15 protein-coding genes are annotated in these 14,494 nt (G+C 47.2%); 13 read left to right on the plus strand and 2 right to left on the minus strand.

The window, feature by feature from the left end; genetic code table 11:
* The first annotated feature begins 101 nt into the window (after nucleotides 1-101).
* From DXB70_RS05460 to DXB70_RS05520, 13 genes are all read left to right on the plus strand, one after another.
* On the plus strand, nucleotides 102-1,283 hold the full coding sequence (locus tag DXB70_RS05460; RefSeq protein ID WP_118672828.1) for a MalY/PatB family protein: 1,182 nt from the start codon (nucleotides 102-104) through the stop codon (nucleotides 1,281-1,283).
* A 45-nt stretch (nucleotides 1,284-1,328) separates the two neighbouring features.
* Complete coding sequence (locus DXB70_RS05465) at nucleotides 1,329-1,892, plus strand: cupin domain-containing protein (RefSeq protein ID WP_117795366.1); 564 nt, start codon at nucleotides 1,329-1,331, stop codon at nucleotides 1,890-1,892.
* Between the two features lie 189 nt (nucleotides 1,893-2,081).
* The gene (locus DXB70_RS05470) at nucleotides 2,082-3,485 is read left to right on the plus strand and encodes an HlyD family efflux transporter periplasmic adaptor subunit (RefSeq protein WP_118672829.1); all 1,404 of its coding nucleotides are present in this window, start codon (nucleotides 2,082-2,084) and stop codon (nucleotides 3,483-3,485) included.
* A gap of 41 nt (nucleotides 3,486-3,526) precedes the next feature.
* Nucleotides 3,527-4,225: a YggS family pyridoxal phosphate-dependent enzyme gene (locus DXB70_RS05475; RefSeq protein WP_118672830.1), complete on the plus strand. Its 699-nt coding sequence runs from the start codon at nucleotides 3,527-3,529 to the stop codon at nucleotides 4,223-4,225.
* A 4-nt stretch (nucleotides 4,226-4,229) separates the two neighbouring features.
* On the plus strand, nucleotides 4,230-4,739 hold the full coding sequence (locus DXB70_RS05480; protein WP_118672831.1) for a cell division protein SepF: 510 nt from the start codon (nucleotides 4,230-4,232) through the stop codon (nucleotides 4,737-4,739).
* A 149-nt stretch (nucleotides 4,740-4,888) separates the two neighbouring features.
* Nucleotides 4,889-5,647 carry a YlmH/Sll1252 family protein gene (locus DXB70_RS05485; RefSeq protein ID WP_233430144.1) on the plus strand — a complete coding sequence of 253 codons (759 nt, stop codon included), beginning with the start codon at nucleotides 4,889-4,891 and terminating at the stop codon, nucleotides 5,645-5,647.
* Nucleotides 5,648-5,668: 21 nt separating this feature from the next.
* Nucleotides 5,669-6,778, plus strand: a complete 1,110-nt coding sequence (gene aroB / locus DXB70_RS05490) for a 3-dehydroquinate synthase (RefSeq protein WP_118672832.1) — start codon at nucleotides 5,669-5,671, stop codon at nucleotides 6,776-6,778.
* Nucleotides 6,779-6,800: 22 nt separating this feature from the next.
* Nucleotides 6,801-7,325, plus strand: coding sequence for a signal peptidase II (lspA, locus tag DXB70_RS05495; RefSeq protein WP_106999863.1), 525 nt, complete (start codon nucleotides 6,801-6,803; stop codon nucleotides 7,323-7,325).
* Nucleotides 7,322-8,245, plus strand: a complete 924-nt coding sequence (locus tag DXB70_RS05500) for an RluA family pseudouridine synthase (protein WP_022358646.1) — start codon at nucleotides 7,322-7,324, stop codon at nucleotides 8,243-8,245. The genes lspA and DXB70_RS05500 overlap by 4 nt, the downstream gene beginning before the upstream one ends.
* A 161-nt stretch (nucleotides 8,246-8,406) precedes the next feature.
* Nucleotides 8,407-9,054 carry a cytidylate kinase-like family protein gene (locus DXB70_RS05505; RefSeq protein ID WP_118672833.1) on the plus strand — a complete coding sequence of 216 codons (648 nt, stop codon included), beginning with the start codon at nucleotides 8,407-8,409 and terminating at the stop codon, nucleotides 9,052-9,054.
* A gap of 144 nt (nucleotides 9,055-9,198) precedes the next feature.
* Nucleotides 9,199-11,055, plus strand: a complete 1,857-nt coding sequence (locus DXB70_RS05510) for an NlpC/P60 family protein (protein ID WP_118672834.1) — start codon at nucleotides 9,199-9,201, stop codon at nucleotides 11,053-11,055.
* Between the two features lie 333 nt (nucleotides 11,056-11,388).
* On the plus strand, nucleotides 11,389-12,228 hold the full coding sequence (locus DXB70_RS05515; RefSeq protein ID WP_118672835.1) for a tRNA 2-thiocytidine biosynthesis TtcA family protein: 840 nt from the start codon (nucleotides 11,389-11,391) through the stop codon (nucleotides 12,226-12,228).
* A gap of 1 nt (nucleotide 12,229) precedes the next feature.
* Nucleotides 12,230-13,285, plus strand: a complete 1,056-nt coding sequence (locus tag DXB70_RS05520; RefSeq protein ID WP_118467672.1) for a tyrosine-type recombinase/integrase — start codon at nucleotides 12,230-12,232, stop codon at nucleotides 13,283-13,285.
* A 283-nt stretch (nucleotides 13,286-13,568) separates the two neighbouring features.
* On the opposite strand, the gene DXB70_RS05525 is transcribed toward DXB70_RS05520, so the two are convergent.
* Together DXB70_RS05525 and DXB70_RS05530 are read right to left on the minus strand one after the other, a co-directional pair.
* Nucleotides 13,569-13,910, minus strand: a complete 342-nt coding sequence (locus DXB70_RS05525; protein WP_243099908.1) for a helix-turn-helix transcriptional regulator — start codon at nucleotides 13,908-13,910, stop codon at nucleotides 13,569-13,571.
* 277 nt (nucleotides 13,911-14,187) lie between these two features.
* A complete protein-coding gene (locus DXB70_RS05530) occupies nucleotides 14,188-14,478 on the minus strand; it encodes a DUF4491 family protein (RefSeq protein ID WP_015552777.1) in 291 nt (96 codons plus the stop codon).
* Nucleotides 14,479-14,494: the final 16 nt, after the last annotated feature.

A 14,494-nucleotide genomic window follows, 5' to 3' on the forward strand; every position in this document is an offset into this window, starting at 1 on the left:
CATTGATCGCCGACTGGTGTAAAATATTAGTTAGAATTTTTTTAAAATTATGGCTGAATTTGGAAAATTTTAACGATATATAACAGAAAGGTGGATTTTCTATGCAGTACGATTTTGATACACCGATCGATCGGACCCATACTTGGTCGATCAAGCATGATTTTAAGAAAGAAAATGGGAAAGCGGATGATATTCTGCCGCTCTGGGTGGCGGATATGGATTTTCGATCGCCGGACAGCGTGGTTGAAGCGCTGAAAAAGGCAGTAGATCACGGGATTTTCGGTTACAGCCGGGCAGATGAGTCGTACTTTGATGCGGTGGCAGCGTGGTATCAGAAACGCCATCATCTGACTCTGCAGCCGGAGTGGATGACCTGCACGCCAGGTATCGTGTTTGCACTCTCGATCGCAGTGCGGGCTTTTACCCAGGAGGGCGATGCGGTGTTGATCCAGCCGCCGGTCTACCATCCATTCAGCCGGGCGATCCTCCGCAATAAGCGGACGCTGGTGGAGAATCCGCTGGTTTTAAAAGATGGACATTATGAGATGGATCTGGAAGATCTGGAGCAGAAGGTGCTGGATGAGCATGTCAAACTGATGATTTTATGCAATCCGCACAATCCGGTTGGCCGTGTCTGGACGAGGGAAGAGCTGACCGCACTGGCTGACATCTGCCTGCGCCACCATGTATACGTGATCAGTGACGAGATCCATGGCGATTTTGTATGGCAGGGGCATGAGCAGACTCCGTATGCGTCGATTTCAGAGGAAGCATGCCTTCATTCGATGATGTGTACAGCGCCGAGCAAGACCTTCAATCTGGCTGGCATAGCGACATCAAACCTCTTTATCCCGGATCCGGAGATGCGGCGTAAATTCCGGTCGGAGCTGCTGGATGTTGGCCAAGAAAATATGAACCGTCTGGGATTGTTCGCCTGCCGTGCAGCGTATGAAGGAGGCGGGGAATGGCTGGATCAGCTTATCGGCTATCTGGCTGGCAATCTGGCACTGGTGCGCGATTTCTGTAAAAACCGTGTGCCACAGATTCAGCTGGTAGAACCGGAGGGAACGTATCTGGCGTGGCTGGATTGCCGTGAACTGGGGATGACGGATGATGAATTGATGGCATTCTTCTCGGATGAAGCGAAGGTATGGCTGGATCCGGGCACGCATTCGGGTGAACAGGGATCTGGATTTATGCGCTTTAATCTGGGCAGTTCGCGCAGTGTGATTGCACAGGCGCTCGATCAGATCGAGGCGGCATGGAAAAAACGGAACGCATAATGAATAATAGCAGAACCGTAAAAATAAAACGTTCGGAGGGATTGCATGGAATTTGAAGAAGTGGAGAATATTGGACAGCGGATCAAGGAGATTCGCAAGAGTAAATCTATCACGATCCAGAAGCTGTCCCAGTTTACCGATCTGTCAGTGGGATATCTGAGCAATCTGGAGCGGAACCAGGCAAGCCCGACGCTGAACAATCTGCAGCGCATCTGCGTGGCGCTTGGTATTTCGATCCGGGATCTGCTCAGTCCTTCCGGCGAGGAGAGAACCCTGATCCGCCAGGAAGAGCAGCAGTTATATGAATATGATGAGTACAAGCTTCAAATCCGCCGTCTGGATTTTGGAAAGAAACGCGGTATTTATGAGTTTTCAACCTATGATCCAGAGACAAAAGATACACCGCCGTCCTGGGGGCTGCATCCATACGCGGAGGTCGGAGTCATTCTGGAAGGCAAGATGGAGGTCAATCTGGATGGAACGGTTTATCTCTTAGGACCGGGCGATTCGATCTATATCAAGCCGAATCTCTATCACACGATGCGGAATGCGGGCGATACTCCCTGCCGCTCCTTCTGGCATCTGCAGATTATGGATGATTCTGTATAATTGACGGGATGAATTGATCTTGAAATTTGGACAATTCACTCGTATAATAAAAGCTGTACGTTGGGCTATACAGAATATTGCAAAAGTCCATGACCGTAGACAAATTTGCGTGGATTTTTGTCTGGTAACTGTGAAACTGCAGAAACAGCTGCCAGAGAAGTACATCGGGAAAAGGGAGGATAGAGCTGCATGGCCAAAAACAAGAAAATTGTACGCTACAGAAAGCCATTGAATATCAATGTAGGCATGATCATTTTTGCCATGATTTTCGTCTATCTTTCTTTCAGTGTCTATACATATCTCAGGCGGGATCACGTCCAGTTTTATGAGGTCGTCGAGGGAAGTATTGTAAATAATAAAGAATACAACGGAATCCTGTTTCGGGATGAGACAGTGGAAAATGCACCGCAGACCGGGTACGTCAACTATTATGTGCGCGAGGGAAAGCGGGCAGGCGCTGGATCGCGCGTCTATTCGCTAGATGAGACCGGCGAGCTGGGGAAATTTTTGGAAGAAAATCAGTCCTCTGGGATGTCCCTGTCAGCAGAAAATCTGGCTGATTTGAAGAAACAACTCAGTTCGTTCTGTTTATCCTACAACGATCAGCGCTTTGAAAGCGTCTACGACGCCAAATATTCTTTGCAGGCTTCGGTTGCAGAGTATATGAATTTCAATGCGCTGGGCGATATGGATGCACAGCTTCAGGCACAGGGTATCAATTACAAACAGATATCGGCGCCCCAGCCGGGTATTATTTCCTATGTGACCGATTCTTTTGAGGGGGTCGCGCCGGAGGAGGTGACGGCGGATTCGTTTGACCGGAGTCAATATACGCGGCAGGTGGGACGAGCTGGGGAACTGATCGAGGCGGGCACGCCGGTGTACAAGATCATCACATCGGAGAACTGGAGTATCGTGTTTCAGATGGATGAAAAGGATAAAGAGCAGTTTGCCGATCAAGATACACTGACGATCGAGCCGTTGGGAAGTGATATGAAATTCCGGGGGAATTATTCGATGTTTACCGGTTCCGATGGCAATCTGTATGGACGCCTGGATCTGGACCGTTACATGATCCAGTTTGAATCCGAGCGTTTTATGAACTTCGAGATCTCCAGCGAGGAAACGCAGGGACTTAAAATTCCGGTATCATCGGTGATGGAGAAGGAATTTTATACCATTCCAGTTGATTATATGACAACGGGCGGTAACGCTACTGAAGATGAGGCTGGCTTCAATAAAGAAGTTTACGGCGAAGGCGGAAAGGCGTCGATTGAATTTGTCACGCCGGAGATTTACAGCTCGACCGATGAGTATTATTATGTCGAGAAGAGCGACGATGGGCTGTTAAAGAGCGGCGATTATCTGGTGAAGCCGGATTCAAACGAGCGCTTCCAGGTAGGACCGACGGCAAAGCTGACAGGTGCTTACAATATTAATAAGGGATACGCGGTGTTCAAGCAGGTGAAAGAACTTGCAAATAGCGGTGAATATTACATTGTAGAAAAAGGAACCAAATATGGATTATCGGTTTATGACCATATCGTGTTGGATGCCAGCACCGTATCGGATGGCCAGATCGTATATCAGTAATGATATTTCCAAAATATAGAGATAAGGAAGGTGTATCACATATGGTTCAGGAACAGTTAGAAGAAGTACGTCAGAATATACGGAACGCCTGCGAGCGGAGCGGACGGAAGGTGGAGGATGTCACGCTGATCGCGGTCAGTAAGACAAAGCCGGTGCCGATGCTTCAAGAGGCATATGATGCCGGCGCCAGAGATTTCGGCGAAAACAAGGTGCAGGAGATTCTGGAGAAGGAACCGCAGCTGCCATCTGATATCCGCTGGCATATGATTGGACATTTACAGAAAAATAAAGTCCGTCAGGTAATTGACAAGGTAGTTCTGATTCACTCCGTCGATACGGTGGGACTGGCAGAGCAGATCGAAAAAGAAGCGGTCAAACGTGATCTGGACGTTTCTATTCTTCTGGAGGTCAATGTCGCCGGAGAAGAGTCCAAATTTGGTTTTGCCCCGGAAGAAGTCGAGAAAGCGGCACGCGAAATTGCAAAGTACCCGCATGTCCACATACAGGGACTTATGACGATTGCACCATTTGTAGAGAATTCAGAAGAAAATCGTGGTGTTTTTAAAAAATTATATGAATTATATGTTGACATGAAACGGAAAAACATTGATAATGTTACTATGAATGTCCTTTCGATGGGAATGACCGGAGACTATCAGACAGCGATTGAAGAAGGTGCAACTATGGTAAGAGTCGGTACGGGCATTTTTGGAACCAGGGCAAAGATAGGAGAGAAATAGGGTTATGAGTATTCTGAACAAATTAATGGATACAATGCGTCTCACAGAGAATGATGACGATTACTTCGATGAGGAAGATTACGAAGAAGAAAAACCGGTGATTAAGAAGCGTTCTTTCGGCAAGAGGGACGAAGAGGTGGATGATTACCGCCACGAGGAGGAATCTAAGCCGCGTTTTCTGCCACGTTCCTCTAACAACAAGGTAGTGCAGATGCGCCGCAGCATGGAAGTATCTCTGATCAAACCTACTTCCATGGAGGATACGAGAGAGATTTGCGATTACCTGCTGGCTGGAAAAGCTGTTGTTTTAAATATGGAAGGAATCCACATGGAGGTTGCACAGCGTATCATTGATTTTACCTGTGGCGCGACCTATTCGATGGATGGAAATCTCCAGAAGATTTCCAATTACATTTTTATTGCGACACCGTCATCGGTTGAGCTGTCCGGCGACTTTCCCGAACTCTTAGCAGACGGTTCCGTGAATGTTTCCGGGATGAATCTCCACTTCTGATACTGATATACTCCCAGGTTCGCTATATATCTGAACCTGGGAGTATTTATTATACAATCGGAAATTTGTGTGATTTCTGATTGTATACAGGCTTTTCGGGCAGGAGCACACTTTATATAAGCACTTTCGAACAGGAGTAGAAACACGCGATGCTGCAGGAAAAAGAAGAACAACTTTTAAAAAAGAGAATGATAGAACTGGCCGGACTCTGTTATCAGCGCGATATACAGACAAGTACCGGCTTTTTGTCGTTAAATGAACAGACGATCTTTCACTCGATCGAGAAGACGCTGCCGCCGGTGCGGACTTGCCTGACGGGCGGCTTTGAGGGCGCAGAGCGCAAACTTCTTTGTTTTCTGGCTTCGTATGACGATGAGGAGTTTGGACTTCCGATCGCCGTGTTGGAGGTCATTCCGGCAAACCTGCGTTACAGTGAGGCGCTGACGCACCGGGATTATCTCGGGGCGCTCATGAACCTGGGGATTGAGCGCAGCTGCATCGGGGATATTCTGATGAAGGAAAATGGCTGCTGCGTCTTCTGCCAGGAAAAGATGGCGGATTATCTCTGCCAGGAACTCACGATGGTGCGCCACACCTCAGTGATCTGCCGCAAGGCGGACGCGACGGAGCCGATCACACCGAAGATGGAGCGCGTGAGTGGAAGCGTTGCATCACCGCGTCTTGACAGTGTGATCGCGATGGTATTTTCATCCTCCCGCACGAAGATACTGCCGCTCATTGAGGGCGAAAAGGTGTTTATTGACGGGAAACAGGTGACTTCCCCGGCGGTGCAGCTTAAAGAGGGCGAGATTGTATCTGTGCGCGGCATGGGAAAATTCCGCTTTGCCGGGAGCGGGGGATTGTCGAAAAAGGGACGTCTGTATGTTTATGCGGATAAATATGTGTAAAAAAGAAAGGACTGAAAACAAATGACAGCAGTAAAGAATGAGAAAATGAATCGCGTAACCGTTCACCTGGACGAGAAGCCGATCTATGATATTGTGATGACCGAAGATTTTTCGGCACTTCCGGGTGAAATCGAAAAACTCTCCATTTCAAACCGCCGTCTCTGCATCGTGACGGATTCGAATGTAGAAAAATTATATCTGAATGAGGTAAAAGAACTTCTGGCGCCGTGCTGCAAGACGGTAATTTCGTTCGTATTTCCGGCGGGCGAGGAGCACAAAAACCTCAACACCGTCCGAGATTTATATGAGACCCTGATTTTGAACCATTTTGACCGCAACGACATGCTGGCAGCACTCGGCGGCGGAGTTGTGGGCGATCTCTGCGGATTCGCGGCGGCGACCTATCTGCGCGGCGTTGCCTTCATGCAGATTCCGACGACGCTTCTTTCCCAGGTGGACAGCAGCATTGGCGGCAAGACGGGCGTTGATTTTGACGCGTACAAAAATATGGTTGGCGCGTTTCATATGCCGAAGCTGGTATTTACCAATATCAATACGCTTCAGACGCTTCCGGACAACCAGTTTTCCGCCGGTATGGGCGAGGTTATCAAACATGGTCTGATCAAGGATGCGGCATATTATGAGTGGCTGCTTGAAAATGCGGCAGATATCTGGGCGAGAAAGCCGGAGGCACTCCGCAAGACAGTGACCTGGAGCAATGAGATCAAGCGTGCTGTGGTAGAGAAGGATCCGACCGAAAAAGGCGACCGTATGCTTTTAAACTTTGGTCATACGCTGGGACACGCGATCGAGAAGCTGAAAAACTTTGAACTTCTGCACGGTGAATGCGTGGCACTCGGCGCGCTGGCAGCGATGAAGCTGTCGGAAAACCGCGGCATGATCAAACCGGAGGAAACAAACCGCTTCAAAGAAGCACTGGGAGAATTCCATATCGGTACGCAGGTATCCGGGCTTGAAAAAGATGCGATTGTGGCAGCGTCCAAGAACGACAAGAAGATGGATTCCGGCATCATCAAATTTATTCTTATTCATTCCATCGGCGACGCCTACGTGGATCGCACGGTAACCGAGGACGAGATGAAACAGGCACTCGATCAGGTGCTGGTATAATAGCAGGAAAGGAATCAGGTGCATGAACACGAAATTACGACAGTTCTTTATCTTTTTTATCGGGCTGGGAGTCAGCATCGGACTGGATCAGTTTACAAAACATCTGGCAGTTGTCCATCTGAAAGGGCAGAAGCCATTTGTGCTCATTAAAGGTGTGTTTGAATTTTATTATTCTGAAAACCGTGGCGCTGCTTTTGGAATGCTGCAGGGACGGCAGGGATTCTTCTTCCTGATTGCAGCGGCAGTCATTCTGGCGGTGTTGTGGGCGGTTTACCGGATGCCGGCAGGGAAACGGTATCTGCCGCTGATGTGCAGCTTGTTTCTGCTCGTATCAGGCGCAGTTGGCAATATGATCGACCGTCTGACACAGAAATATGTGGTGGATTTCCTGTATTTTAAGCTGATTGATTTCCCGATTTTTAATGTGGCAGACTGCTATGTGGTGATCGCGACTTTCTCGCTGATCCTTCTGTTTTTCTTCTTCTATTCGGATGAGGAACTGGAATTTCTTTCTTTTAAAGGTGCGAAAAAGGAGTCGGGGCGATGATGCAGGAATATCTGGTTCCAGAAGAGGCGGCTGGAACCCGCATCGATAAATTTCTGGCGGACGCCTGCCCGGATCTGTCCCGTTCCTTTTTGCAGAAACTTCTGAAAGAGAGCAGCGTGACAGCAGACGGAAAAGCGGTTAAAAGCAGTTTCAAGGTAAATGGCGGGGAAACTATCGCCTTTGAAGTTCCAAAACCGCAGGAGGCGGCGATCGAGGCGGAAAATATCCCGTTGGACATTTTGTATGAAGATTCGGATGTGATTTTAGTCAATAAGCCGAAGGGGATGGTTGTCCATCCGGCGGCAGGGCATTATACGGGGACTCTGGTCAATGCGCTGATGTACCATTGCAAGGATCAGCTCTCCGGCATCAACGGAGTCATGCGCCCTGGGATCGTCCATCGGATCGATATGAACACGACCGGCGTGCTGGTGGTGTGCAAGAATGATTTCGCCCACAATTCTCTCGCAGAACAGCTCAAGGTGCATTCGATCACCCGCGTGTATTATGCCATCGTATTTGGCAATCTGCGCGAGGATGAGGGTACTGTCCATGCACCGATCGGGCGTCATCCGACGGATCGCAAGAAAATGAGCATCCACTCCAAACAGGGGCGCGATGCGATCACGCATTACCGCGTACTGGAACGCTTCGGGGCGTATACATTTATCGAATGCCGCCTGGAGACGGGACGCACACACCAGATCCGCGTCCATATGGCAAGCATCGGTCATCCGCTTCTGGGCGATGAGGTGTACGGTCCGGCGCGGCAGCCATTTTCACTGGAAGGGCAGACCCTGCATGCGGGAGTCTTAGGCTTTATCCATCCGCGGACCGGGGAGTATGTGGAGTTTTCTGCGCCGCTGCCAGCGTATTTTGAAGAACTGCTGGAGAAGCTGCGGAAAAAAGCTGGAAAGTAAAAGTGACGTGAATAGTAAGATCGTTCTGATTCGTATACACATTCTTTTCAGATAGTTTATTTCTGTGTCGCTAAGAAATACCTTTTATTCCGAAAAAATGATGACTTTTCAGATAGCTTGTGTTATAATAAAGGCAGAACTTGAAAGGAGTTGAGGGAGACATGAAAAAAAATTTAGTAATTACAATCGGTCGCGAATGCGGCAGCTCCGGAAGAGCGATTGGACGAAAACTGGCGGAATCATTGGGAATCAAGTGCTATGATAAAGAGCTTCTTGCACTGGCAGCGAAGAACAGCGGTCTCTGTGAAGAGCTTTTTAAGACGCATGATGAGAAACCAACCAACAGCTTCTTATATTCACTGGTAATGGACACCTATTCGATGGGTTATAATACATCGGCTTATATGGATATGCCGATCAACCACAAGATTTTCCTGGCACAGTTTGACACGATCAAGAAACTGGCAGATGAAGAATCCTGTGTCATTGTAGGACGGTGTGCGGACTATGCGCTGGCAGATTATCCGAACGTAGTGTCTGTTTTCATCTGTGCAGATGAGGAAGTGAAGATTCAGGAATTGATGAAACGTCACAATATTACCCGCGATAAGGCAAAAGATGTGATGATCAAGACCGATAAGCAGCGTTCTGGTTATTATAACTATTATTCCAGCAAACGCTGGGGCAGCTCCAAGAGCTATAACCTCTGCATCAACAGCAGTGTCGTAGGCATCGACGGTGCCGTAGAAATTATTAAGGAATTCGCCAAAAAGAAACAAGAATTTCTTAAGGTAAACGAGAACGCATAAAAGTATAATTAAAACCGGTGTGTTTGAATTTCTGGTGAAGAATCAGAAAGGACGCACCGGTTTTTTGCGCCTGGATGCTTTGAAGATGAGATTGCGTTGGGGTATAAAAACAAAATAGCTACTTAAGATTTTGAATGTAGATACATGAAGAAAATGATGATGAAAGAAAAACATTCTTATATAATCCGAACGGCGCTCATGGCGGCATCGGGTATTTTATTGTGCGGGATTGCCGAAGCAGTGCGCCCGGAGGTGGATTTATCAGTCGGTGTGCCTGCTGATAAAGTTGTGATTACAGATGGGATTTTAGACCAGGAGACACAAAATGATACAGACGAATCCTTCTGCGACCGTCTGATGAAGAAAATGGTACACCCGATTCACATGGCATCCCGGTTTTTAAATGGTCTGGGGGCAGACTCGGAAGAATATGTTCCGTCGGAAACGGAGTATAACCTGATGGCGCTCCGGACGGAAGAGAGCGCTGTTGATTTGTCTGATCCATTGGCGGCATTTGAGTCTCTTCCATGGTATAAACTTGCAAAACGATTCCGGAGTATGGGGACAGAAGATACCTGGGGCGCGAAGATGTACGAAGCGCTTGGAGCGAGGGATGCACAGTGGATATCGGAGATCTACGGGTGGATCCAGACGACACCGCTTACAGCTTCCCAGAAAATGGGACTGCCAGCTGCGCAGGTACTCGGTAGCTATGATCCCTCCAATCCAGAGCATAACGCGCAGGACCCGGCGAGCTGGGTAGTTCCAACTTGGAAAAATATCCGTTTCCAGATATGCGACGGAGACGGAAAGCCGACGTCCCTCGCATCTAATGCGACCGATATTTTGTCCATGGCAAATGTATATACATACAGCCGTGACTGGAAAAATACAGACCTGTTCAATACCTATATCAATCAGCTCTGGACCAGTTCCCACCAGTACCACGTGAGGATTAGCAATGTGTATTACTGTGAGGGCTGTACAGAACTGCCGGACGAGCCGGCGACAGAGGGAACAGCAGATGACGATGTGGAGAGCGGCAGTGCAGCAGGAGAGGCATCCTCGGAGGCTTTAGATGCCCAGGGCGCAGGAGACAGTCAGACAGCGGTAGAGGAGCCGTTAACGGAGAGCGAGGCGGCATCCACAGCAAATAATTATGTCAAACCGGCACAGGGACCGGGGGCTTCCACACAGGAGCAGGCAGCCGAATCAAAAGCGGCTGCGTCCCCGTCAGAGGCGACGTTCAGTGCGGAGAGCGCTGCGGCAGTTACATTAAATGAAAACGGAAAATATTGCCCGGGACATGTTGATCTGACCATTACCGTTAAGACAACCGGTCTGAAAGAGAAGCATAATCTGTTTGCACTCGATGGAACGGGAAATCAGGCTGTCGGGAACTGGCAGGGTTGGACGGAAGAAAAACAGACAGCCGCCCAGACACTCGCTGCTCAGGATTGGCAGGGAATGTACGGGCTTGCCAGTTCAGAGTTTGCACTCGGGAATCCGCTGACACCGGCAGAAATTGCGTCTTACCTGGATTTACTTCCAGAGGATTTATCACCGGAGCGGCGTGCCGTTATCACATGCGCGCTCAATTCCGTTGGCAAGATTCCATATTATTATGGAGGAAAACCGAGTACAGCAGGACTTTCCGGCAATCATTTTGCCAGCGTGACAAGCCCGGATTACAAGGGACGGATTTTGTCAGGGCTTGACTGTTCTGGATGGGTCAACTGGGTATACTGGACCGCGCTTGGCAATAGAATGGGTGCCGCCAGCACCTACGAGATTGTGCGGACAGGACGGGCGATCAACAGCGCAGAGCTTCAGCCGGGCGACTTGCTTGTCCAGCTTGGCGGTGATTCGCACGTTGTAATGTTTTTAGGCTGGAACGCAGACGGAACCATACTGGGCGTACATGAATCCGGCAGTGCAAGCAATGTAACGGTCGGAAAGGTTCATGCGGTCTGGCCGTATTACCGGGCGTTTTTGGATTAAGAAGTGAATAAAGAATAAAATGAATATGAATTAGTCATAAGGGATTTTGAGCTGGATGGATGTTGCCTTTGTTTTTTGCTGGAGTGTTTGCTGGTAAATGGTAAAGGCGGCATCCATCCATTTTGTGTTTAAGTTTGTTTTTATGCTGAAATACGATATTGAATAATTCGTAAAATGATTTATTTACAAATAAAGGGAAACATGGTATGATAGGGAGATAGACAAAACTATTCGTGAAAGCCTACTTTATCGAATAGTTTGAAATGTAAATATGTGTATGCACTTAATCTATTTGCTAAATTATTCATTCGTTATATTTGAAAGGATGTTCTCATGAAACTTCAACGTCTTCTAAGTTTAACCCGCCAGGCGGTTGATGACTATCGTTTGATTCAATCCGGCGATAAAATAGCTATCGGTATTTCTGGCGGTAAAGACAGCCTGACACTTTTATATGCTTTACAGGGGCTTCGCCGGTTTTACCCGGAACCATTTGAACTTTGTGCTATTACAGTTGATCTGGGCTTTCAGGCACTTTCTCCGGAGGTTTCGAACCGGTTGTCGCCGACGCTTTCATCGGATGCGGCTGCATTTGATTTAAAACCGGTTCAGGAGCTTTGTGATGAATTAAACGTGCCCTACACGGTCGTTCCAACGGAAATCGGCAAGATTCTCTTTGAAACCCGTCAGGAATCCAATCCATGTGCGCTCTGTGCCAAGATGCGAAAAGGCGCTTTAAATGAAGCGGCTCTGAAACTTGGCTGTAATAAAATCGCCTATGCACATCACCGTGACGATCTGATCGAAACCATGCTTTTATCCTTGATTTATGAGGGGCGTTTCTATTCCTTCTCGCCGAAAACCCATCTGGACAAAACGGGATTGACTCTGATCCGCCCGCTGATGTATGTCCAGGAAGCCGATGTGATCGGATTTAAAAACAAATACCATCTTCCAGTCTGTAAAAATCCATGTCCGGTAGATGGAAAAACAAAACGCGAGTATGTGAAGCAATTAACAAAGAAACTCAACCATGATTCACCGGGGGTAAAAGATCGCTTTTTCCATGCGATTATTGATGGAAACAATCCCGGATGGCCGGAACGGACCGATCGACACCTGAAAAATTTGATACATTCGGACCTTTCATCATCACCAAAGGAGGAATTGTGATATGGCTGCACTCTCCTACCACGAACAGGAAGACATCGAAAATACAAAACGAATCCGAGGCATTTTGAAAGAGCTGCCACCGTTCTGTACCGATTTCTTCCGCGGCATTGAACCACGTACATCGGCGCGCACCCGGCTTGCGTATGCCTATGATTTAAAGACATTTTTTGATTTCCTGAAACAAGCAAATCCAGAGCTTAAAACAAAGGAGCTGCGTGATTTTCCGCTTTCTATTCTGGATGAAATCAAGTTGATGGATCTGGAAGAATATATGGAGTATCTGAAATGTTATTCGACCGAAAAACGTGAGGATCTGATGAATACAGAGCGGGGTATCATGCGGAAAGTCTCGACGGTTAAGAGCTTTTACAACTACTTTTACCGGACCGAGCGGATTCAGAATAACCCCGCTTCTCTTCTGCAGCTCCCTAAGATTCATGAGAAAGAAATTATACGCCTCGATGTTGACGAGGTGGCGCGTTTCCTGGATGAGGTTGAGGATGGCGAATGTCTGACCGAAAAACAGAAAGCCTACCATGCAAAGACCAAACTACGTGATTTAGCGATGATGACGCTTCTGCTTGGTACGGGGCTTCGTGTATCAGAATGTGTCGGACTGAATATCAACGATGTTGATTTCCGAAACGGTGGTCTTAGGATTCATCGAAAAGGCGGAAAGGAAGTCATCGTATATTTTGGTGCCGAGGTAGAATATGCGCTTCAGGACTATCTTAGCGAGCGTGAACATATTGTCCCAGAGGAAGGCAGCGAAGAAGCACTCTTCCTCTCCATGCAGCGTAAGCGCATTAACGTACGCAGCGTGGAAAAAATGGTCAAAAAATACGCACAGCTCGTCACACCACTAAAAAAGATCACGCCACATAAACTCCGCAGCACTTACGGCACGAATCTGTACCGTGAAACCGGCGATATTTACCTCGTCGCGGATGTTTTGGGACACAGTGATGTCAATACGACGAAGAAGCATTATGCGGCGCTGGAGGATGAACGGCGGCGAAGCGCAAGGAATAAGGTGCAGCTGAGAGAAAAAGAGTAAAGGGCAAAAAAGGCAAAAAGTAAAAAAATTTTTAGGTAAAAAAGGCTAATTTCGTACTTTATTTCCGTGTAAAGTGAAAATAGTATTTTGCAAAAATAAAGTTCAAAATTCATATTTGCCAAGAAAACCGATGACCTCGACTGCTTATAGTCTATGCCATCGGTTTTCCTAGTTCAAGCACTCTCACTCTGCTTCATCTGTGTCTCAATAACTTCGTCTAAGTTGGCTGCTGTAGTTTGTTCACTCATAGCCTTCTGCCTCTAATAATAAACACTGCAAAGGTTTAAAATATCCTGCAACAGATCATATACTCCATCTTTGCCTTATCATTCATTTGATAATTTATCAGAGCCTTTTGCGAGTACATCGCATCTACGCTTTGCGTTTTCGTTGAAAATTCCATCAAAGTATCCGGGCCAATGCCCAAACTGGTAAAAATTTTATTCAAATGCTTATCGAATGAGCTTTTACTATCTATCTCGCCATTTAAAATTTTATCTAAAGTAGGTCGAGAAATTTCTGTCTTTTTGCAGAATGATACCTTAGAGAATCCATTGCCACTGATGTAGTCCTTTAATTTTATTCCTGTCAGTTTTCTCATTTCAAAAAGTTCATCAAAACGCACACTCTATCTCTCCCAGTAACAAATTGTCAATAGTTTTTTAATCACTTTTCTTAAAAAGAAAAAAAATAGAACGTATAGTAAACGCTATGGTGCGTTGACAACGTATAGATTATTTCCATACGCTCTATCTCTCATTTCGTAAACGTTCCATAGCAAGTACCTTGCCAGCCCAAAGTGCTGCAACATGGTTTTGCAAGCAATAATCCGCAACGTTCGCTCCTCCAGTATTCACCTGTAATCTCCATACCGCCATCTTCTCATCTCCCCGCTTTCTTCTTTAGTGCTTATCCACCTTCCGCTTCGGGAACCATCCTTTTGCCACTCTTTTTTCCTGTTCTTTCAGTTCCTTAATGCTCCAAAAGCAACTGACGCCCAAAACACCCAGGGAAACCGACCAAAGTATTTCCTGCATTCTTACGGATAGAATCATACACAAAATGCCCACCAGCAAAAATACCGGCCAACAGCGGCTTCCAAAGTAATACTCCGCATATATAACAATAGGATGGAACAATCCAATCAGAAAAAAGGTAAGCACACCAATCAATATCCCACTAAAATTCATCATAACTCCTTGTCCTTTT

This window comes from Clostridium sp. OM05-5BH, assembly GCF_003481505.1.
Classification (GTDB): domain Bacteria; phylum Bacillota; class Clostridia; order Lachnospirales; family Lachnospiraceae; genus Otoolea; species Otoolea fessa.